The organism is Acutalibacter intestini (assembly GCF_034334985.1).
Taxonomy (GTDB): domain Bacteria; phylum Bacillota; class Clostridia; order Oscillospirales; family Acutalibacteraceae; genus Acutalibacter; species Acutalibacter intestini.
Genome location: NZ_JAWXXL010000042.1, coordinates 1 through 21,471, shown reverse-complemented (window position 1 = coordinate 21,471; position 21,471 = coordinate 1). Strand labels below are relative to the sequence as shown.

Genomic DNA, 21,471 nt, shown 5'->3' with positions numbered 1-21,471 from the left:
AATCTCCTCCGGATCCCCGCCAAAGTACCGGAACGCGTTCTGATGGCACTGTATCCGTGTATTTGTACTCGTTCCCGTTATAAATTCATTGTACCGTATCTTTAGAGTATCCAGAGATCGCAAGAAAGCCGTACAGCTTCTTCCACTTTTCGTCCCCGTACTCCAGGTGACCCTCGAAGAGCCCCTCTCCTCGGTGGAGTTGGAGGCCGTGCGGAAGGTCACCGAAATCTTCCACGGCCAAACACCCACATCCCCTGCGCAGCCTGCCGTTACTGCATGGAGGAATGCCCCAAGGGCATCCATATCCCCGGCTTGTTCTCTGTACTCAACGCAAAAAAGCTTTCGGAAACTGGAATGCCGATTACTACTATAACAACATCCATACCGGTAAGGGCACCAAGGCCAAGGATTGCGTGAAGTGCGGCAAGTGCGGGAAGATATGCCCCCGAGCATCTGGAGATCCGCAAGCTGCTGGAAGATGTATCCAAAGAGTTTGATAAGTAGTCCCATGGAGCAGCAAAAGAGCGATTCCCCTTATACGGAGTCGTTCTTTTTTGTGTTACTGCCATTGAGGAAGTCATCAGTGACACGGCCTTTGACAAAATAACCGCATCCGGTCGCAGTAACCGGGTACTGGGAGGTGCTGGGCGCCAAGCCGCCCACCTACGCCCGCATGGGCCCAGCGACTGGATTGCCTGCTACAGCGCCATGGAGCGGAGCATTGAACAAATTAAGCGCAATGGCACAGACGCTGAAATCGAAGCCTTTAAGGGCCTGCCCCACGGCTTTGGGCCGGGCAGCAGAGTCTTGGGAAATCCGGGCAGGGCAAAACCGGGAAATCCACCTTACCAACCGAGCTTAGATCGTGTATACTTCAAGGTATAAGCTTCATGGAAAGTAGGTCTCTCCATGGATAACCCCCGGCGGCAAACCTTCCTCACTGCCGCCGACGCGGGCAGCTTCAAGCAAGGCGGCAGAGCAGAAGCTAGGCTACCGCTCAATTTTCCTCCCCAAAGGGTACGGCTTTTAGCGGGATCCGAACACAACCACTGCTTGAACCTCTTTCTCAAAATCCACTCCACCATACCCCTCCGGCAATCATCGGTCCTCCTCAAAGGCTTTGTTAGCCAATAATTTTTGTGCTACCTGGCAATTCTTCGGGTCTGTGCCGGGCAATAAGTTAGCGTTTTCTAATCAAAAGGTGTTTTTTTCTTCACGCGGGCTTGACAATGGCGGTTAGTGGTGGTAAACTGAGGTCGTCACAAAGGTTAGCGCCGGTTAACCGCTTTGTTGAGGAGGTGAAGAAATGATGCCGCTTACAATGGCAAAGGTCGGAGAGACCATTACCATCCATAAAATTTCCGGGAAGGACGAAGTGCGCCAGCATTTGGCAGAGCTGGGCTTTGTGGTGGACAGCGATGTAACGGTAGTCAGCGAGATGGGAGGAAACATTATCGTGCAGGTGAAGGACAGCCGGATTGCGCTGGATAAAACGATGGCAAATCGAATTATGGTCTAAGAATTATTTTTCATAGAAAGGAGGAAGAGGGATATGAAAACGCTGAAAGATGTTAAGGTGGGCGAAACTGTGGTTGTGGCGCGGCTCCATGGAGAAGGCCCGGTGAAACGCCGCATTATGGACATGGGCATCACCAAAGGGGTAGAAATTTTCGTGCGAAAGGTGGCTCCCCTGGGGGACCCGATGGAGTTGAACGTCCGAGGCTATGAGTTGTCTGTCCGCAAGGGCGACGCGGAGATGGTCGAAGTCCAGTAAGCCAGCGCGGCGGAAAGCCGCTATTATTTGCGCCTTGAGTTAGATGCGACTAATACACAGAAGGAGATCATCAAATGGATATCAAAATTGCGTTGGCGGGCAACCCAAACTGCGGCAAGACAACCCTGTTCAATGCCCTCACCGGTTCCAGCCAGTATGTGGGAAACTGGCCTGGGGTAACGGTAGAGAAGAAGGAGGGCCGGCTGAAGGGCCATAAGGATACCATAATCCAGGACCTGCCCGGCATCTACTCCCTGTCCCCATACACCCTTGAAGAGGTAGTAGCCCGGTCATATCTTGTAAAGGAGAAGCCAGATGCCATCCTCAATATCGTGGACGGCACCAATATTGAGCGCAACCTTTACCTCACCACTCAATTGATTGAACTGGGCCTGCCCGTGGTGGTGGCGGTAAACATGATAGACCTGGTGCGGAAGAATGGCGACGCCATTGACCTTGCCAAGCTGGGGAATGCCTTGGGCTGTGAAGTGGTGGAGATGAGCGCGCTCAAGGGTGAGGGAGGCATGGCCGCCGCGGAAAAGGCCGTGGCTCTGGCGCAGAAGAAGCAGGCTGGGGAGCTGCCCCATGTGTTCACCGGCAGTGTAGAACATGCCCTGGCCCATATTGAGGAGTCTATTCAGGGCAGGGTGGCCGACGGATATCTGCGCTGGTACGCCATCAAAATTTTTGAACGGGACGAGAAGGTGATGGAGGAATTGAGTCTCCCTGCTGATTTGAAATCCCATCTGGAAGAACATATTGCGGACTGCGAGCGGGAGATGGACGACGACGCGGAGAGCATCATCACCAATCAACGCTACTCTTACATCAACACTGTGGTGTCCAAAGCGGTGCGAAAAAAGGCCGCGAAGCACAGCTTGTCCGTTTCTGACAAAATTGACCAGGTTGTTACCAACCGCATCCTGGCCTTGCCAATCTTCGTGGCTGTCATGTTCCTTGTGTATGCCCTTGCTATGGGCGGCTGGGGCGTCTCTATCGGTACTGCCGCCACCGATTGGGCTAACGACGGCCTGTTCGGGGATGGCTGGTTCCTGCCCTTTTCTGGCTCGGATGTAGATGGCTATGACGAGGCTGCCGGTGCGTTTGAGGAGGCTTCCGCTATCATAGAGGCATATGAGGGCGGGGAGCCTGTGGCATACCTCTATGACGCCGATGCCGGTGAAGTCAGTACCTTGGAGGTAACGGCAGAAAGCTATGCCGAGGCCCTTACAGTGGAGGAGCCTGACCCCGCCAGCTACGGGACCTATGTCCCCGGCCTGCCCGTCTTGGCTGAAAACCTGCTGGAGGCCATGGGGGTCAGCGGGGTGCTGGCCTCCCTGATTCTGGATGGTATTGTGGGCGGCGTAGGCGCTGTTCTGGGCTTTGTGCCCCAGATGCTGGTGCTGTTCCTGCTGCTGGCTATCCTGGAGGATGTGGGCTACATGGCCCGGATCGCTTTCATCATGGACCGCGTTTTCCGCCGTTTTGGACTCAGCGGCAAAAGCTTCATTCCCATGCTGGTAGCCACTGGCTGCGGCGTTCCTGGCATTATGGCCTCCCGCACTATTGAGCAGGACCGGGACCGCAAAATGACCATCATGACTACCGGCTTCATTCCCTGCGGGGCGAAGATGCCCATTATTGCCCTGTTTGCCGGGGCTTTGTTTGGCGGCTCTGCCCTGGTCTCCACCTCCGCCTACTTTATCGGCATAGCCGCCGTGGTGGTTTCCGGCATTATGCTGAAAAAATTCAAAGCCTTTGCCGGGGAGCCCGCCCCCTTCGTTATGGAACTGCCCTCCTATCACGCGCCCTCTGCCAGCAACGTCCTGCGTTCCACATGGGAGCGGGGCTGGTCCTTCATCAAGCGGGCTGGCACCGTCATCCTCCTATCCACCATCATCCTTTGGTTCCTAAGCAACTTTGGATTTACGGACGGCGGCTTTGGCTGGGTAGAGGACAGCGACACCTCTCTGCTGGCCGCAGTGGGCCGTGTAATCGCTGTGATTTTTGCCCCCCTGGGCTTTGGCACATGGCAGGCGGCTGTGGCCACCATCACAGGGCTGATTGCCAAAGAAGAAGTGGTCAGCACCATGCAGGTGCTTTACCCCGGCAACCTGGCTGCCAATGTCGCCCTGGCGTTCACCGCAGCGTCCGCATACTCCTTTATGGTGTTCAACCTGCTGTGCGCCCCCTGCTTCGCGGCTATGGGCGCTATCAAGCGGGAAATGAACAACGTGAAATGGACCTGTGCCGCGATCGGCTATATGTGCGGCTTTGCTTATGTAATCTCCCTGATTGTCTACCAGGTTGGCGGGCTGCTTACCGGCACGGTGGGCTTTGGCCTGTGGACGGTGGTTGCCCTGGCTGCCCTGGCCACCATTATCTATCTGTTGGTTCGCAAGGGGTATCAGGGCGAAGGACCGTCGCAAAGGCTGAGTTCTGTGGCTGCGGCCTCAAAATAAACAGAAGGGAGGCCTCTTACCATGCCTGCTATATTGGGAAATCTTATTGTGATAGCGATATTAGCAGCAGCTGCTGCTCTGGCAGTTCGTTCCCTGCGAAAGTCCCATAAGTCTGGAAAAGGCTGCAATGGTGATTGCGGAAATTGCCGCGGCTGTCACTGAAGCTTCAAATTTGCGAGATCAGGTGAAAAGGTATGGGTGGTGAAAACCGCTTGTGCCTTTTTCCGTTTGCTGGTTTATAATCTTGAAATGGGCTTTGGGGTGTATGGGCATCTGTGCGCAGGAGGCCTTCGCTATTTTCTCTAACCAATACAATCAGTCTGTATCCTCTCTTCTTCGTAGATGTTTTTATAAGGCAACCCCGCACCATTCTAAGCACCGTCTTGCTTGCAGATTTTCCGTGATAGCGCACAGCGTTCGCTGGTCAATGGTGAGATGGACGGCGCTCAATCTGTACACTCTCACGAAAAATCTGACTGCCCAATACGGTACTTAGAATTCTGCGGTATTGCCTTAATTCTAATGCTTGCCCATTGAAGTCCCAGAAAAAATCTGATATACTAGGGGCAAACCCTCGTAAAGGAGCGTTTGCCATGACTGTGGGAAAATATATTCTCTCCATCGACCAGGGCACCACCAGCTCTCGGGCTGTTTTATTCGACGCCTTTGGGGGCGTGGCTGGCATGGGCCAGCGAGAGTTCCGGCAAATCTACCCCCAACCAGGATATGTGGAGCACGACGCAGTGCAAATTTTGCAAACCACCCTTTATGCCATGCGCCAGGCCATGGCCAGCGCAGGCACAAACCCCGGCGACGTGGCCGCCATTAGCATTACAAACCAGCGGGAGACCACCGTGGCCTGGGACAGCGCCACCGGCATCCCTATATGCAACGCCATTGTCTGGCAGTGCCGCCGCACGGCCCGCCAGTGTGAACAGCTGAGTGCGGCTGGGCTGGGCGGTTACATAAAGGACGTGACCGGGCTGCTGATTGACCCCTATTTTTCCGGCACCAAAATGAAGTGGATTTTGGACAACGTCCCCGCCGCCCGGGACCTGGCCGCAAAAGGCCGGCTGCGCTTTGGCACCATTGACTGCTGGCTGGCCTATTCCCTTACCGAGGGGCGGTCTTTTGTCACCGACGTGTCCAACGCCTCCCGTACCATGCTCTTTGACATCCACCGCCAGTGCTGGGACCCCACCCTGCTCAAAGAGCTGGGCATTCCAGAAACCGCCCTGCCCCAGGTGGTGGAGTGCGGCCAGGTGGTGGGAATGTGCGGCGCGGACGTGCTGGGACGAGAGATTCCCATTGCCGGTATGGCAGGCGACCAGCACGCGGCCCTGTTTGGCCAGTGTTGCTTTGAAAAAGGTATGGCCAAGAACACCTACGGCACCGGCTGCTTTGTTCTCATGAACACAGGGGAAGCGCCGGTGGCCGCCCAGGACCTGCTAACCACTATTGCCTGGAAACTGGGGGGAAAAACCGTCTACGCCCTAGAGGGCAGCGCCTTTAATGCTGGCTCGGCCATACAGTGGCTGCGGGACGAGCTGGAAATCATTAAAACGCCCCAAGAGGCCGACCGGCTGGCCGAGACCGTAGAGGACGCCGGGGGCCTTAGCTTTGTACCCGCCTTTACAGGCCTGGGCGCGCCCTACTGGGACATGTATGCCCGGGGGGCCCTGCTGGGGGTAACCAGGGGTGCGACCCGGGCCCACCTATGCCGGGCCGTGCTAGAGAGCATTGCCCTGGAGAGCTGGGACCTGGTAAAGGTTATGGAGGAAGAGAGCGGTGTGTGCCTAAGGGAGCTGCGGGTAGACGGCGGGGCCTCTCGAAGCAAGTTTTTGATGCAGTACCAGGCGAACATTCTCGACAGCCGGGTGCTACGTCCCCAATGCCTGGAGACCACTGCCCTGGGCTCGGCCATGATGGCGGGGCTGACTGTAGGCGTGTGGGACAGCCAAGAGGAATTGCAGGCCCTTTGGCGGGAGGACGCCGCCTTTTCTCCCCACTACGCTCCCGCCCGCCGCCAGCAGGACCTAGACCGTTGGCATAAAGCAGTGCAAGCAACGCAAGCATTGCATCATTAGTCGCGGGGGCGTTCGCCAGCGCAGGCGCTGGACCATTCATCGCGGGGGCGTTCGCTCCGGCTCACTCGCCAGCGTAAACCATTAGCCGAGCCAGCGCGGACAGGATCGGAAGCGCCCAGAGAACCGCGCTGGCTCGGCTAACCGTTACCACCTAGGGAGGGCGCGGCTTTGCCCGACTCCGCGAAGAAGGTACAGCGCCACGCTGCCGCGCTGGCTCGGCTAACCGTTACCACCTAGGGAGGGCGCAGCTTTGCCCGACTCCGCGAAGAAAGTGCAGCGTCACGCTGCCGCGCTGGCTCGGCTAACCGTTACCACCTAGGGAGGGCGCAGCTTTGCCCGACTCCGCGAAGAAAGTGCAGCGTCACGCTGCCGCGCTGGCTCGGATAATCATTACCACCTAGGGAGGGCGCAGCTTTGCCCGACTCCGCGAAGAAGGTGCAGCGCCACGCTGCCGCGCTGGCTCGGATAATCATTACCACCTAGGGAGGGCGCAGCTTTGCCCGACTCCGCGAAGAAGGTGCAGCGCCACGCTGCCGCGCTGGCTCGGCTAACCGTTACCACCTAGGGAGGGCGCAGCTTTGCCCGACTCCGCGAAGAAGGTGCAGCGCCACGCTGCCGCGCTGGCTCGGCTAACCGTTACCACCTAGGGAGGGCGCGGCTTTGCCCGACTCCGCGAAGAAGGTGCAGCGCCACGCTGCCGCGCTGGCTCGGCTAACCGTTACCACCTAGGGAGGGCGCGGCTTTGCCCGACTCCGCGACTAAAGATGCAACGCTTGCGTTGCCTAGTAGCACGAATACTCCGCATTTTTTGCCGGAGACCAACAGGTGGTGCTCCTCCTTTAGCCCCAGCTGGGGGCAGTCTGCCAGGGCTTCGGCCAGTTCTCTTTTTCCCGCGGTAAGCACCACTACCCGTCCCCCGGGTTTCAACACCTGGCAAAACGCCCCCAGCATGGCCGTGTAAAAGGCCCCCAGGGGCTGTGCTGTGTCCCTGTACAGCCCCCAGGGCGGGTCTGTGATAATAGCGTCCACGCTCTCTGGCGGCAGAGACTCCCCCAGGCGCAGCGCGTCCCCTTGGGCAAAAACCAGGCCGGGCCGCTGGCCCAGCTTTTTCTGGGCCAGCGCCAGGGGCACAGGGTCCTGGTCAAAGGCCAGCATTTTGGCATAGGGGAAGCGTTTGCACCGCTGGACCGGAATGGCCCCATAGCCGCAAAAAGGGTCCAGCACCCGGTCTGTGGGCTGGGGAGCAGAGAGCCAGCACAGCATATAGGCCAGCTCTGGGTGGAGTTCCCCAGGGTGCAGAAGCTTATCATAGGCCCGGTGCCGGGAGAGGCGCTTTAATAAGTAGCCCTTTCCCTCCCGGCGGGTGAGAACCCAAAACTCGCTGTCCGGCAGGCCGCGGTCCACCCGCAGGCCCGTGGCTTCGGCCAGGCGCTTTTCCAGGGCGGTCTTGGCGCCAGCGCTCAGGGCGGTCAGCTGGTTTTGGCAGCTGGTCATCAACCGAAAGCTCCGGCAGCGGGCCGGGTGCTCCCCAGCGGCTTTCCAGTCAACGGGCGCGGTGGGCAGCCCCCGGGCGAATTTTTCCAGCCCGGCTTTCTCGGCCCGGGCCGGGGCGCTGTACAGCACTTGAAACAGGTTGTTAAAGCAAAACAGGTTTAGGCCGCTGTAGGCCAGGGCGGTCTCAAACTCTACCGCGCCGCTTTGCAGGTCCACCAGCCGCAGGTCCTTTAGCCGCTGGGCCAAAATGCCAGCCACAATATCCTCCGCGCCGGGAATGAATGTGCCAAAATACCGCATGGCTACCCCTTTCCTCTTGAATTTTTTTATTACAAGCGATATAATATGAACAGAAAAGCCCGGGCATATCCAGGTATAAAATAGGCAATTTACCTCACAAACACAAAAGGACGTGACAGCGACATGAAAAAAATACATGAATCCGCCGAGAACTATCTGGAGACCATCCTGATTTTGCAGCAGCGAAACGGTGCAGTGCGGTCCATTGACATTGCCGCCGAGCTGGAGTTCAGCAAGCCCAGCGTTAGCGTGGCCATGAAAAACCTGCGGGAAAAAGGCTGCGTTATAGTGGATGGAGACGGGTTCATTACCCTAACCGGGGAGGGGCGGCGTATTGCCGAGGGGGTGTACGAGCGGCATCTGCTATTTACTCGGTGGCTCACCTCCCTGGGGGTACCGCCAGAAATGGCTGCCGAGGATGCCTGCCGCATGGAGCACGTGGTGAGCGAAGAGACCTTCCGGGCCATTCAGCGGCACGTAGACAACACCCAGCGCCCAGCGCAAGCGCTGGACCATTAGTCGCGGAGTCGCGCAAAGCTGCGCGCTACCTGGGCGGTAACCATGAGCCGAGCCAGCACGTTTCTTTGGGCGCTTCCGGCGCGATTCCCTTTTTTGCTTGAGTCAATACGGGCCCGCCCCTGTCGAACCCTGTCTGCGCTGGCTCGGCTAGAAACTACCACCGGCAAGCGAGGCCAAGCGAACGCCCCCGCGACTGATGATGCAACGCTTGCGTTCTCGCGCTGGCTCGGCTAAAAGCTACCACCGGCCAGTGAGCCCAAGCGAACGCCCCCGCGACTAATGATGCAACGCTTGCGTTGCCGCGCTGGCTCGGCTAAAAGCTACCACCGGCCAGTGAGCCCAAGCGAACGACTCCGCGACTAATGATGCAACGCTTGCGTTGCCTAGCCGATGAGCATGCGGCCTTCGGGGAGGATGGCTGGGGAGGCCTTGGCGTGCATGAGGATGGATAGCCCAAAGGACACGGGGCCTACCCTGCCGATGAACATCATGAGGCACAAGAGCAGCCGGGAGGCCACCCCCAGCTGGGGGGTTACGCTGGCGCTAAGCCCCGCTGTGCCAAAAGCAGAAGCCGCCTCGTACAACAGGTCGATGGGGGCCAGCCGGGGATTTAGCAGAATGAGGGCGCAGGTCCCGGCGAACACCACCCCTAGACCCAAAAGCACCACGGTGAGGGACTTGTATACTACCCCTGGGGTAAACCGGTGACCAAGAGCCGAAGCCTGGTCCCTGCCCCGCAGGGTGGAGGCTACTGTCATGATAAGCACCACCAGAGTGGTGGTCTTTACCCCGCCCGCTGTGGAACCCGGGCAGCCGCCAATAAACATGAGGGCCACAGAGAGCAGCTTAGTAAAGCCCCCCTGGGCTTGAATGTCCACAGAGGCAAACCCTGCGGTGCGGGTGTTTGCAGCCTGGAAAAAGGCGGTGTTCAGCCGCTGGCCAAAGCCCATGCCCTTTAGGGTCTGGTTGCTCTCTAGCAAAAGAAACCCCAGGGTTCCAGCCGCCAGCAGGATCAGGGTGGCCCGTAGACAGACCTGCGAGTGAAAATTCAGCCGCTTGGCCCCCTGGTGGCGGAGGGGCAAAAGCAGCTTGCACTGAAAAATGTCCCGCACCACCACAAAACCCAGGCCCCCGGTAATGATGAGCCCCGAGATGGTCAGGCAAACCAGGGGGTCGCCGGAAAAGGCCGTAAGGCTGGAGTTTCCCGGCACAAAGCCCAAGATGTCAAACCCGGCGTTGCAATAGGCGGAAACAGCCACAAACACCGCGGCCCAGGCCCCCCGGGCCCCGTAGCTGGGCACAAACCGCAGAGCCAAAAGCCCAGCCCCCAGGAGCTCGCAGGTAAAGGTAAAACCCAGCATCAGCCGCAAAAGCCCAGCCGCGCCGGGCATGTCTCCCCCCGAGGCCTCTCCGGTAAGCACCATCTGCCGGATGCCCAGCCGCCGGTGCACCAAAAGCGAAAAACCCGTGGCAAAGGTGGAAAGCCCCAGCCCCCCCAGCTGGATAAGCAGAAGAAGCACCACCTGACCAAACACCGACCAATGGGCCGTGGTGTCCTCCACCGCCAGGCCCGTAACACAGGTGGCAGAGGTGGCGGTGAACAGGGCGGAGACGGGGTTGGTAAAATCGCCCGTGGCCGAGGAGACCGGCAAGCTAAGCAGCAGGGTCCCCAGGGCGATGAGCAGCACAAAACTGACCACAATAAGGCGCACAGGCGCGGTAGTGCGGCGGGGTTTATGGGTAAAACGAGACATGGGGGGAAATCACCTCGAAAGAAAAAGCTTGGGGTAGAATTCAAGCGCCGCGCAGGGGCGGCGGTTCTTTTAAAGACTCTCCCGGCCCCCGGCCCGGGCCAGAAGATCCGCCAAGCCGGCGCGCTGAAGGGCAATCATCAGAGGCAAGCCCAGGGCATAGCACACAACCAGCTCGCCCAACCCCACCGACAGGGCCCCAGCCCCAAAGGCGGTCAGGGAGAAATTCCCCCAGGCAAAGGCCCCCGTGCTGGAAAGGCAGGCCAGTTCAAGGCCCACCACCAGGGCGTTGACTAAAACCGGAGGCAGGGGGGCCAGCAGGGGCAGGTCCTTATAGCGAATATGACCCAGCGCCGCTGTGCCCAAAGCAGCCAGCAAGGTGGCGGCAGTGCCGAAAACCCAATCTACGATCCCCAAGGGGCTGGCCAGATTGGAGATAAAGCATCCCAGGGCCAGGCCGGGCACGGCGGCAGGCGTAAAAGCGGGCAGTACGGTAAGGGCCTCGGAGATCCGGAACTGCACTGGCCCGTAGGCCAGGTTCAAGGCAGCGGACACATAGGTGAGGATTACGTACAGGGCGGCAATGACTGCGCCCAGGGCCAGATAGACAATGGCAGAGCGGAAATTTTGACGGCTTTGCATAATTTTTTCCTCCTAATGAGAGGCTGTCACCCAGGCCTGTAGACCCAGGGCAGCCTTAGTTTTGTTTAAGGTCAGGATTTTTCGACTGACCGGAAGCCAAAATAGCTTCCCAAAGGCCCGGCCGTGCCCAGAAAGGGGGCCGGAATAGCGGGGACGGGCAGCCCCGCCTATGCCTGAAAGGGCATCTCCGGGCATTTGCCAGTATTAAGGATACGCCAAAATGCGAAAAAAAGCAAGAGCCGTAAAAGAAAAACCTTGCACTTTTGGATGAAATGGGGTATAATAGAGAAAACGAGCGGGCGTGGCGGAATTGGCAGACGCGCCAGATTTAGGTTCTGGTAGGAGACTGTGCAGGTTCAAGTCCTGTCGCCCGCACCATCCTGTGGATATAAAAAAGATATTCGCTCAAAAAACCGCGCTGTGGCGCGGTTTTTTGATGCCCAGAAGGCTGGATTTCTAAAGTGCCGAAACACGGATATAAGCAAGCGAAAAATAGATTCGAACCCTCACAATGACAGAATAGGGCGAGAAATGCATAGCCGGTCGCTGGAGGTTAGCCCTCACAAACAAGCGACCAGCTTTTTCATTCTCAAGAGTAATATCTTGATAATAATCAAGATATCCCCAAAGCCATTGCCTGTTCCATTCCCGTGCTCTGCCCAATTCAGACAAGAGTTTCAAAAGCATCTTTAGTGGGTATTTCTTTGGATTTGGTCTGGACTTATCAAAATCTTGTGGTATCCTTGTGCTCAAGAAAAACTCCAAGAAAGGATGATATCCATGAAGAAAACCCTAACAGCCCTCCTGACCACAGCCCTCTTAGCGAGCGTTAATGGGTGCCAGACAGCACCTCCAGACTCTGAGCCTGCACAGCAGACCCTCATGGTAAAGGCTGAATCAACCCCGGCAACTGACCAAGCTGCCACCAATATAACTGTCACCCTTGAGCAGATCATCACTGGAATAAATTACAAACCGACGGTATCCATACTCAGAAAATCCGTCAGCAAAAATGGAAACAATAATCAAACCGCCTCTCCCCACGAGATACAAGAAAGTTCATAGGCATCCACCTCCAGCGTAGAAGATACCGATACGCAAGGCACGGAACCTTCTGAACCGCCAACGGCAGCAGATCCCACGCCTGCGCCAAAGCAGTCTGACACCGACCCTAACGCCACCATGACAGTTACCATGAAAGCAACTCCCACTCCTCCGCCAGCGGCTACACCAACTCCTGCGCCCACACTTATACTTCCCGCGCCGACCCTGGAACCGGCCATAGAGGAGCCCTCCTTCGACATTGGCTACTGGATAGGCTACGCACAAAGCTATGCCCAGGGCCTGGGCCTGCGGCTGGAGAGCAGCGCGGTAGACTGCTGGGACAACCCCATAGGAGCCGGGCCGCACAGCACCTGTCTGGAGAGGGACATCGCCAGCAGGCTGAACCGGTATGCGAACGACCTGGACATCACCGATGTTATGGATAAGAGCAAATCGAAGATTTTCTCTGTATGAGTCTATCGGCGGGAACTGTTATGAAATTTATATCGGGTACGCTTGATTGAAAAAAGAATACCAGCCCTGAGCGCATCGCATATCGCGGTGCGCTTTTCTTTGCTATTCATTGCCGCCTGTCGGCCCCTGTGCGGCTCTGTGTCGATACTTGCGAGGCTGGGTCTTGGAAACACTCGGCCAATACCGGCGCAGGCCGTGTCGGGCCAGCGTGGGGCCAGTTTGGGAAAGCCTCAGAATCACAGGTTTTGGGGCGGGTGTGGGCAAGGCCGAAAAGCAAGCAGGAGGAAGGAGGTGGGGTTGCTATACACCCCACCTCCGGGTCACAACGCCCGGCAACGCCGGTCGTTTCAGGAGATTCCGGGCTTTCGGGATTGCAAAATAAAATAGGGTTGCTAATTCTGCAGTTCCCGGAAAACAGGGTTGCAAGACCCATAAATGGCTGTATAACGGCAAATATCCAGGGGTTGCTATATAAATTGTGAAAAAAACACCTCCCGCCAAGAGTGGAGTGCGCCCTCTCGGTGGAAGGTGGTACCTGTCACCATGGCAGGTCTAGTGAACTACCCAAGTGAAAAAGAAATACAAGCAGATAGAAAATAGTGATTAAAGCTTACTTAACTTCAATCCCCCTTTTGTTAGCCGAAAGACTGCATCAGCCTCTTTCGCCAACTCATTGGAGTGCGTCACGATCACCACACATTTGCCGGATTTATGGGCGCTGTCTTTCAGAATGGCGGTAATCTCGGCGGCGGTGTCCTCGTCCAAGTTTCCGGTCGGTTCATCGGCCAGGATAACCTGTGCGTCACTGGCCAGAGCGCGGGCAATGGCTACACGCTGCTGCTGGCCCCCGGACAGCTTCAGCACATTTCGCTTCGCTTCTTCTGCGGTCAGCCCTAACTGCTCTAAAATGGGAAGTGGCGGCAGTTTGGAGGTCAAAGCCACGTTCTCCATAGGGGTCAGATAGTCAATCAAGTTGTAACTCTGGAAGATGAACGCCACATGACTGCGCCGATGATTGGCAAGGCCGGTCTTTGCAATGTCCTCCCCCTGATACAAAATCTGACCACTGGAGGGGCTGTCCAGACCACCCAGCAGGGACAGCAGCGTGGTCTTGCCGCACCCGGAGGGGCCGAGGATTGCGTACATCTTGCCCAGCTCCATTTGAGCGTTGATGCCCTTCAGGACTTTCTTTTTGCCGTCATAGGCATATTGCACATTTTGGATTTCCATGATATTCATAAGGCTACCTCATTTCTTCGTAAAATCATTCCATTTGTGACAGGATTGTTTTCGGCTTCAACCGCATGGCGGAGATGCAGGATGCTAACACTGCTGTCACCAATAGGACGCTGCCCACAACAACAACCAGCATAAAGTGCTCCGATGTAACGATGATGTGTTCAGCCGTTTTGCCGAACAGTGTTCCCAAGGTTCCAGCTGCCTGTTTGCTGGACAGATAGGCCAGAGGAAACGCTGCCGCTGCAATCAACAGGACTTCCAGCAGATATTGGAGAACAACCACAGGTTTGGCAATACCAACCGCCAGCAAGATTCCGGTTTCTCTTTTCCGGCTGCGAACGGACATGGATAGAATAAGAACCATCAGCACCATGCTCACGGCGGTAATGACAATAATTAAGGTAGTAATCAGAGTACCTGTGTCAGAAAGGGCGCTGGAGATATTTTGGTACACTTCATCGTTGGCTGTAATAAAAAAGTTGTTCCAGTTGATTGTATTGATTTTTTGCACCTCATGGAGGATACTTTCAAGCCGTTCCGGGTCGGAAACAAAGAAATCTGCGGAGGCATAGCCCACATCTGTGTAATTTTCCAACAGCTTCTTCATGGCGGCTTCACTGACAAAGGCATTGTTCGTATACTCGTAGTAAGAAGATTCGTTGTAATGGTTGCGCTCGTCTGTTTTATCAGCCACGACTTCAAATAAACCAACAATTTCCAAATCCATTGTTTTGTCATCGGATAGAGGGTTATTGACTGCCTGGATGGTATCGCCTACTTTAAGATCATGTTTATCCGCAATATCTTTACTGATAACGATCCCATTCTTAACAGAGGAATCGATCGTCCTCCCCTCGCACATAACCAAAGCCCCGGACAGGAAAAGAGAATGGTATTTTGAATTGATGCAGCTATAAGAGTAAAACTGACAGTCAACAATCGCATGGCCTGTGGGTTCCATTTGCTCCAGCCATTGCCCCCGACGATCAGACAGGCATAGAATGGTGCGGATCGAAGCGTTGTAACCCTCTATTCCATTGATAGCAGCGATGCTTTCCATTTTGTCAGCCGTAAGGTATTCCTGTGTGCTGTATGAGCCGCCTCTATCACTGCTCCAGCCACCTGTCGCAGTATTACGGCTGACGGTAAAACTTGCTCCTGTCGTTCCCCTGACCTCCTCGGCCTGTTCCTCCTGAACATCTGCTATGGCAAGCCCGGACAGAACCAGAGTGGTGATTGCCAGCAACAGGCAGAACAGCAGCAGGGTCTTTTTCCATTTTCTTGCGGTATACAAGACCGCTCGTGTGATGAAATTCATTGTGCGCCTCCTTAACTCATCTGCGACAAAATGCTCTTGGGCTTCATCTTCATAATTGGGTAAGCGGCCAAGGCGGTGGATGCCGTGCAAAGTATCATGCCGAAGGCCCACACGGTCAGGTAGTCCTTTGCCGAAACCGCCACTATGATCTCTGACAGTCCCAAATCCTCGGCAGGTCCTCCGCCACTTTCAGAGTTCCCGGTCAAATCTACTGCTTCATAGGTTTCTGTAGTCACTTGGGACAGCAGACGGCTCCCGATCTGATTGGATATAGCCGAACTGACGCCATAGGAAAGAAGCAAGGCGATAGCCGCCGCCAAAATGACCTCCAGCAGATATTGCAGCAACACGGAACCTTTTGAAATGCCCATTGCCAGATAGACGCCGGTTTCGTGGACGCGCCCGCGAAGCCGCAGGGTCAGAAACAGCGCCAGCACCAAAAGGCAGATTACCGATACCACGGCGATTGCAATAAAGACGATGTCCCGCAGGCCCTCCAGGGATTCCTTTGCGTTCTGATAATCGTTGTCGTAACGGGTTATCGTACTGCTTTCCCAATCCATTCCTGGAAGTTCCTGCACCTCAGTCATGATGCGGTCAAGATCATCCGGGTCGTTCACATAGAAGTCTCCGTACTGGCTGCTGGCCGCGCCATCACCATAGAGCAGGAAAGAAGCGGTGGAGAGGTCGGTAAACACGATGTTGTCATAGAGATCGTAGGATGGCGCGATTCCAATAGAATCCTGTTCCTTTGTGTTGGTAAAGATTCCAGCCACCGTCACCGGGATTGTATGGGCGTTCTCAGATACATCCCCCAGCAGCATGGTATCGCCCACAGCCAGCCCATTGCGCTGGGCAAATTTCTCATGAATCAGCACCTCATTCCTGCTTCCGGCGGTGATGGCGCTGCCGCCGGTCAGCACGAAGCCCCCATCTGTGAAATAGCTGTCCTCCTGCGAATTGGAGTTCGCCACGATCTTACCGGCATTTTCGTACCCCTCCGGCACCTGGGCCGCGCCCTCGGTGCTGATCTCCAGCAGCTTTCCACCCGCGTCATAATAATTTGCATGGGAATAGGAGCGCAGGGTGTACCTGCCGCTCAAGCCGTCTATGGCGAGAATGCTGCTCACCGCATCCTCCGGGATACCGCTTTCCAGATGCTTTGCGTTGATGGTAAAATACCCCAGCAGGGCCTTTTTGATGTTGGCGTTTGCGGTCTCTGTGGCGGACTGAATGGAGAGGCAGGTCAGCATCATGGTTGCCATGACCAGCAGAAACGCCAGAAGCGTGATTGCCTTGCCCTTTTTCCGTATGGAATATAGGCAGGCCCGTTTCCACAAATTCATTTTATCGACCTCCTTGAGTGGAATGACCCAATCATACGCCGTGAAGATGGAGTTGCGGTGGAGTTAAGAGGTAGATTCGATAGAGTTTTTGATTCTTAACATTTGATAGCTTGATTTGCCCATAAAATAAGGGTACAATCCCTTGTGTCCGAGAGAAAAATATAGGATTTCTCCACCTCAACTTCACAATCATGTTTTATAATAAGGTGAGAGATATGGGAGGCGAATCAGATGGGAAAGCGCATTTTAGTCATAGAAGATGAAGCGTCCATCCAAAACATCCTACGGATATTTTTGGAGGACGCCGGGTATCAAGTCACGCTGGCAGATGATGGCATGGACGGTATTGCCGCCTTTCACAAGGACAGCTTCGACCTTGTGCTGCTGGATATCATGATGCCCCGGCTGGACGGCTATTCGGTCTGCGAGATGATCCGCAACGAGAGCAGTACGCCTGTTATCCTGCTGACCGCTCTGGATGACGAGGATAACCAGATGAAAGGCTTTAATTTGCTGGCGGACGATTACATCACAAAGCCATTTTCTATGCCGCTGGTTTTGAAACGGATAGAGGCCGTGCTTCGAAGAACCCGGTCTGGAGAGAAAAGCAGCCTGCTGGTTTATCAAAACGTCCAGCTGGACACAGAAAACTATAAGGTTTTTGTTGAGGGCAAGGAGGTAACTTTGACTGTCCGGGAGTTTGACATCCTGCGCTTGCTGATGGAGAACCAGGGCCGGGTATTCACCAGAGAGCAGCTGCTGGATATTATCTGGAATTATGACTATCTGGGAGATGATAAAATCATCAACACCCACATCAAAAATATCCGCAAAAAGCTGGGGGTAGACTGTATCGAAACTATAAGAGGGGTGGGATATCGCATTGATAAAAACCATTAAGAACAGCCTATGGATGAAAACATTCCTCTCACTGACCATTCTGCTATTTGCTGTCACTTTCCTCCTCTATGGAATTGTCACGGCGGTCATGCCAGCCAGCTACCGTTCACAGCAGACTCTGGGCTACACGGAACAGATGGGCCGATTGGTCACGGAATTGGAAAACGGTACTGTGGATGACGCCATAAACCATATCTATGAATTTTGCCTGAACCACAATGCTGTCGCCACGCTGAGCGGAAAGCTGAATACTGTCACCTTTGGAGAAGGATCCACATCGGATGAAAAGCAGCCTGCTCAGACCGCTACCGCAAATTTGAAAATTGGCGAAGAAACCTATCAGCTTTCCGTTACCATATCCGGCAGGCTGGTAAATCGGCTTACCAAAGCGTTCTGGAATCTGCTACCCATTATCAGCCTTCTGATCCTGTCTATCTCCATCATTGCCGCCAGCGCGTACACACATTTTCTTGCAAAACCGATTTTGAAAATCAGTGATATTTCCAAGCGCCTTGCCGAGCTGGACATGACTTGGCGATGCGATACTACCCGCACGGACGAGGTAGGCATACTGGCGAGGAATCTCAACACTATGGCGGAACGCTTGGATATCGCGCTCCGGGAGTTAACCACCGCCAACGCAAAATTGCAGGAGGATATTGAGCAGGAACATAGGCAGGAGAAAGTGCGAATGGATTTCTTCCGGGCTGTGTCCCACGAGTTGAAAACCCCTATCACTGTGTTGAAAGGCGAGTTGGAGGGGATGATTTACATGGTTGGCGAGTATAAGGACAGGGATAAGCACCTTCGCGGCTCCATGCGGACTGTAAAAGAAATGGAAAATTTGGTCAAAGAAATCCTGTCCATTTCCCGGATGGCAGGCAGTGATTTCAGTTTGAACAAGGCTGAAGTAAACATGACCGCCCTCGTCCAGTCCTGCTGCCGGAAATGGCAGGGGCTGTCAGAGGATAAGGGGCAGCAGCTGATAGCTGACCTCGAAGAATGCACCTGCATGGGTGACCGCGATTTACTGGAAAAAGCTGTGTCGAATATTATTGGGAATGCGGTCATCCATTCGGAAAATAATTCTGTCATCAGGGTGTCGCTGAAAGAGAACGTATTGGAAGTCCTCAACACCGGACGCATACCAGAGGGTGAGTTGGAGCGCATTTTCGAGCCGTTTTATCGGGTTGAGTCCTCCCACAACAGAAAGACCGGTGGCAGTGGGCTGGGGCTGTATATTGTTAAAGCGATTTTAGATCAGCATGGAATGGTATATGACATTAACAATATAGAGGGTGGGGTGCGTTTTATAGTTCACCTTTCTTAAAAAAGGAAAATGAAGGAGTACAACCGGTTCGAAGATGGTTGTACTCCTTTTTTGTTTTTCTTATTCCTGCGGCGCGCACTACCGTTAAAAAACTCTATCAAAACTCCCCCTCAACTCCACCTGTACTCCACTTTTACCCGCTATATTTTAGAAAAAAGCGGCCCGAGCCAGTTACCAGATACAGAGCCAGCGCCGCAGGAGGTGTGAATATGGACAAAAAGAAAGAGGAACATTGGATTCACTGCCCTATCTGTAGGGCCAAAACGCATACCAAAGTTGACCCGGATACAGTTCTGCTGAACTTCCCGCTCTACTGCCCGAAATGCAAGAGAAGTATCCGAATTGGCGTAATCAACCTTAAAATGGTTGTAAATGACGAACCGGGCAAGAACGCGGATTAGACCTTTTGACCCCGCTTGGCCTTACAATGTTGAGCGCGGCCTCAACAACTGGAATCAGTGCGGCGATCTCGTCATCGCTGCACTCTTTCAGCAGAATTTGTATCTGCCGGAAAGCTGACTCGTCCTGCTTTAGTTCGGGATAAAAGATGTCCCATGGATCTATCCCCAACTCCCGAACTAAGGGATAGAGAATTGTCATCTTTGGATTTCCGTTATAGTTCTCTATGTTCAGAATCGTGCGGGAATCCATAGTGAGCTGTTCCGCCAACCCGCGCTGGGTAAAGCCATTGCGGATGCGGGCCTCTCTGATGGCATTGCCCAATGATTTTGCATACTCTGGCATTAAAATTCACCTCATATGCATTTTACAATACACTGTGCTAACATGGAATGTTTGTAAATGCGCTTAATAGTGTATTTTAATTCACTACGAAGGAAGGGAAATCGCCCTTGCATATTTGTGCTATTGAAGTACATTTCGCCTCCATACTGTAAGGTTCCATGCATCTGAATACGCATCACAGTACACCAACGGCGTTCTTACGGGTTTGATTTCCCGCAAGAACGCCGTTTTTAATCTTGCTTTTTGTTCTTTTGTAGGCTGTCGCAGCCCACCCCAATCAATCGTTTTGCCAAACCCAAAACAGATTGATTGGAGGAATCAACGGTGAAATATCCACCAAGGAAAGTGTTCGTTTTAAAAGATGGAGTGTATGAGGAACTCACTTATGCTCAGTTCAATCAGAAAAAGACGTGCTATGCAGGCAGGCAGTTCATACCCCTGCACGGTATGTTGATGGAAGTGTCTGAGAGTGACTATAAAGCGTTCTACAAGGACAAACGCCGCCAGAAATATCTGGACGAGCGCTCTGCAAAGAACGGCGATTTTTCCTACGATATGCTCACCACGGATGAGTTCAATGGTGAGGATATTCTGGTTGACATGGCATCCGATACGGCTGGTGACGTAGAAAAGAAAATCATGTTGGACAATCTCCGGCTTGAGTTCAAGAGGTTGTCTGAAGATGAGCAGAAAATTCTGTATCTCATCTACAGTCAACAGCTTAGTGAACGGGCCGTCGCGGAGCGCTTTCATGTGTCTCAGAATGCCATCCACAGGCGCAAAGTCCAGATTCTGGCAAAACTACGGAAAGCAAAAAATTTGAAATAATTTGGTTGTCAGCCCTTTCGTTTTTCGGCATGGAAAACGAAAGGGCTTTTTTCTGCCCTCTGTTACTCTTTGAAAATTGAATATTCAGCGCACCTTTTACTTTCCTTTTGCTGCCGTGAGGAGCGGCAGCTACATGAGCGGACGCCAGAATGTTGGCCTCCAGGCTCAGACGATGGAACGCACATCCATCAACAGCGATGACCAGCAGAAGGGATAATGATACTTGCGTCCAGTCCTAAAGCCGAGCGTGACCCGTCGCAGCAAAGGAGGGCGCCCTGCGGAGATCCCGCAGGTGGTGAGATTCCAATGAGGCCGAGATGCAAAGCATCTCGTAGGCATAGGCCGGGAGGTGTGTTCCCTGTCCAGGGAAGTTGAGAACAAATATTGACAAGCAAAACGATTGATAGGATAACGTGGCCGTCCGTTTTTGGGCGGCCACTTCATTATATAAAAGTTCAATTTGTTAGATCAGCATTGCAGAATGGAGAAAAAATATATGTCTGAAGTGAAAACTCTGGTCGTTTGCGCTGGATGTATCTGAACTCTTGTGGTATTGTTAGTGGTGCCGAAAGGCGAAATTTTCACAGAAAGGAATGGTGCAAATGACTGTAACCGACATCAGCCGGGAACCGCAAAAGCCTGAGATAATCCGGCTTGCAGCCTACTGCCGGGTGTCCAGCAAATCCGCTGACCAGTTGCACTCTTTTGCCGCTCAGATTCGCTACTATAAGGATTACGAGCGCAAGAATCCGCAGTACAAGTTGGTGGATGTGTACGCTGACGAGGGCTTGAGCGGCACGGACATGAAAAAGCGTGATGAGCAGAATCGGCTTATCCGTGACTGCAAGTTGGGCAAAATCGACCGGGTCATTACCAAGTCCGTATCACGATTTGCGAGAAACACGCAAGAGTTACTTGTAGCCCTGCGTACCCTCAAGGAATTGGGCGTGAGCATCTACTTCGAGGAACAGGGCATCGACAGCGAAAAGATGAATATGGAAATGCTGGTGACCTTCCCCGGCATGGCTGCACAGCAGGAGAGTGTAAACATTTCCGACCACCTGCGAAGGAGCTATCAGATGCGTATGGAGTCTGGCGAGTTCAACTGTAATGCTCCTGCCTATGGCTTCGAGATGGTAGATGGGAAGATGGTCGTCAAAGAGGATGAGGCGGCTGTGATTCGCCGGATTTTTGACCTTTACCTGCAAGGCGTGGGCAA

At 54.3% G+C, this 21,471-nt stretch carries 20 protein-coding genes and 1 tRNA gene; 14 read left to right on the top strand and 7 right to left on the bottom strand.

Features of this window, described 5'->3' with window-relative positions; all coding sequences use genetic code 11:
- The first annotated feature begins 1,306 nt into the window (after window positions 1–1,306).
- From U8U68_RS18820 to glpK, 5 genes are all read left to right on the top strand, one after another.
- Window positions 1,307–1,519, top strand: a complete 213-nt coding sequence (locus U8U68_RS18820; protein ID WP_322203588.1) for a FeoA family protein — start codon at window positions 1,307–1,309, stop codon at window positions 1,517–1,519.
- A gap of 33 nt (window positions 1,520–1,552) precedes the next feature.
- Window positions 1,553–1,774, top strand: a complete 222-nt coding sequence (locus tag U8U68_RS18815) for a FeoA family protein (protein WP_322203586.1) — start codon at window positions 1,553–1,555, stop codon at window positions 1,772–1,774.
- A gap of 74 nt (window positions 1,775–1,848) precedes the next feature.
- Window positions 1,849–4,236 (top strand): ferrous iron transporter B, encoded by a 2,388-nt coding sequence (gene feoB / locus U8U68_RS18810; protein WP_322203584.1) that lies wholly within the window; start codon window positions 1,849–1,851, stop codon window positions 4,234–4,236.
- A gap of 21 nt (window positions 4,237–4,257) precedes the next feature.
- Window positions 4,258–4,398: a FeoB-associated Cys-rich membrane protein gene (locus tag U8U68_RS18805; protein WP_322203582.1), complete on the top strand. Its 141-nt coding sequence runs from the start codon at window positions 4,258–4,260 to the stop codon at window positions 4,396–4,398.
- A gap of 431 nt (window positions 4,399–4,829) precedes the next feature.
- On the top strand, window positions 4,830–6,323 hold the full coding sequence (gene glpK, locus U8U68_RS18800; protein ID WP_322203580.1) for a glycerol kinase GlpK: 1,494 nt from the start codon (window positions 4,830–4,832) through the stop codon (window positions 6,321–6,323).
- A gap of 711 nt (window positions 6,324–7,034) precedes the next feature.
- On the opposite strand, the gene U8U68_RS18795 is transcribed toward glpK, so the two are convergent.
- A complete protein-coding gene (locus U8U68_RS18795; RefSeq protein WP_322203577.1) occupies window positions 7,035–8,117 on the bottom strand; it encodes a methyltransferase domain-containing protein in 1,083 nt (360 codons plus the stop codon).
- A gap of 123 nt (window positions 8,118–8,240) precedes the next feature.
- On the opposite strand from U8U68_RS18795, the gene U8U68_RS18790 reads away from it, so the two are divergent.
- Window positions 8,241–8,636 (top strand): metal-dependent transcriptional regulator, encoded by a 396-nt coding sequence (locus U8U68_RS18790; RefSeq protein WP_322203574.1) that lies wholly within the window; start codon window positions 8,241–8,243, stop codon window positions 8,634–8,636.
- Between the two features lie 383 nt (window positions 8,637–9,019).
- Here U8U68_RS18790 and U8U68_RS18785 read toward each other — a convergent pair whose 3' ends face one another.
- On the bottom strand, window positions 9,020–10,390 hold the full coding sequence (locus tag U8U68_RS18785; protein WP_322203572.1) for a TrkH family potassium uptake protein: 1,371 nt from the start codon (window positions 10,388–10,390) through the stop codon (window positions 9,020–9,022).
- Window positions 10,391–10,459: 69 nt separating this feature from the next.
- Complete coding sequence (locus tag U8U68_RS18780) at window positions 10,460–11,029, bottom strand: QueT transporter family protein (RefSeq protein ID WP_322203569.1); 570 nt, start codon at window positions 11,027–11,029, stop codon at window positions 10,460–10,462.
- 295 nt (window positions 11,030–11,324) lie between these two features.
- Between U8U68_RS18780 and U8U68_RS18775 the strand changes: the two genes are divergently transcribed.
- From U8U68_RS18775 to U8U68_RS18765, 3 genes are all read left to right on the top strand, one after another.
- A tRNA-Leu gene (locus U8U68_RS18775) sits at window positions 11,325–11,407 on the top strand.
- Window positions 11,408–11,809: 402 nt separating this feature from the next.
- Window positions 11,810–12,094 (top strand): hypothetical protein, encoded by a 285-nt coding sequence (locus tag U8U68_RS18770; RefSeq protein WP_322203568.1) that lies wholly within the window; start codon window positions 11,810–11,812, stop codon window positions 12,092–12,094.
- Between the two features lie 129 nt (window positions 12,095–12,223).
- Window positions 12,224–12,547, top strand: coding sequence for a hypothetical protein (locus tag U8U68_RS18765; RefSeq protein WP_322203567.1), 324 nt, complete (start codon window positions 12,224–12,226; stop codon window positions 12,545–12,547).
- Between the two features lie 603 nt (window positions 12,548–13,150).
- Here the strand turns inward: U8U68_RS18765 and U8U68_RS18760 are convergent.
- From U8U68_RS18760 to U8U68_RS18750, 3 genes are read right to left on the bottom strand one after another with little or no spacing between them, the layout of a single operon-like run.
- Entirely contained in the window at window positions 13,151–13,786 is a 636-nt protein-coding gene (locus U8U68_RS18760) for an ATP-binding cassette domain-containing protein (protein WP_322203565.1), read from the bottom strand.
- A gap of 25 nt (window positions 13,787–13,811) precedes the next feature.
- Window positions 13,812–15,104: an ABC transporter permease gene (locus U8U68_RS18755; RefSeq protein WP_322203563.1), complete on the bottom strand. Its 1,293-nt coding sequence runs from the start codon at window positions 15,102–15,104 to the stop codon at window positions 13,812–13,814.
- A gap of 11 nt (window positions 15,105–15,115) precedes the next feature.
- The gene (locus U8U68_RS18750) at window positions 15,116–16,450 is read right to left on the bottom strand and encodes an ABC transporter permease (RefSeq protein WP_322203561.1); all 1,335 of its coding nucleotides are present in this window, start codon (window positions 16,448–16,450) and stop codon (window positions 15,116–15,118) included.
- 231 nt (window positions 16,451–16,681) lie between these two features.
- Between U8U68_RS18750 and U8U68_RS18745 the strand changes: the two genes are divergently transcribed.
- From U8U68_RS18745 to U8U68_RS18735, 3 genes are all read left to right on the top strand, one after another.
- Window positions 16,682–17,350, top strand: coding sequence for a response regulator transcription factor (locus U8U68_RS18745; protein ID WP_322203559.1), 669 nt, complete (start codon window positions 16,682–16,684; stop codon window positions 17,348–17,350).
- Window positions 17,334–18,680 (top strand): HAMP domain-containing sensor histidine kinase, encoded by a 1,347-nt coding sequence (locus U8U68_RS18740; protein ID WP_322203557.1) that lies wholly within the window; start codon window positions 17,334–17,336, stop codon window positions 18,678–18,680. Before U8U68_RS18745 ends, U8U68_RS18740 begins: the two co-directional genes overlap by 17 nt.
- 209 nt (window positions 18,681–18,889) lie before the next feature.
- On the top strand, window positions 18,890–19,081 hold the full coding sequence (locus tag U8U68_RS18735) for a cysteine-rich KTR domain-containing protein (protein WP_322203556.1): 192 nt from the start codon (window positions 18,890–18,892) through the stop codon (window positions 19,079–19,081).
- Here U8U68_RS18735 and U8U68_RS18730 read toward each other — a convergent pair.
- Window positions 19,038–19,424, bottom strand: a complete 387-nt coding sequence (locus U8U68_RS18730; RefSeq protein ID WP_322203554.1) for a helix-turn-helix transcriptional regulator — start codon at window positions 19,422–19,424, stop codon at window positions 19,038–19,040. The two genes, U8U68_RS18735 and U8U68_RS18730, sit on opposite strands and share 44 nt — an antisense overlap.
- Before the next feature lie 324 nt (window positions 19,425–19,748).
- Here U8U68_RS18730 and U8U68_RS18725 point away from each other — a divergent pair, with 324 nt between their 5' ends.
- Together U8U68_RS18725 and U8U68_RS18720 are read left to right on the top strand one after the other, a co-directional pair.
- The gene (locus U8U68_RS18725; RefSeq protein WP_322203552.1) at window positions 19,749–20,252 is read left to right on the top strand and encodes a sigma factor-like helix-turn-helix DNA-binding protein; all 504 of its coding nucleotides are present in this window, start codon (window positions 19,749–19,751) and stop codon (window positions 20,250–20,252) included.
- Between the two features lie 602 nt (window positions 20,253–20,854).
- A partial coding sequence (locus U8U68_RS18720) for a recombinase family protein (protein ID WP_322203550.1) occupies window positions 20,855–21,471 on the top strand: 617 nt, incomplete at its 3' end.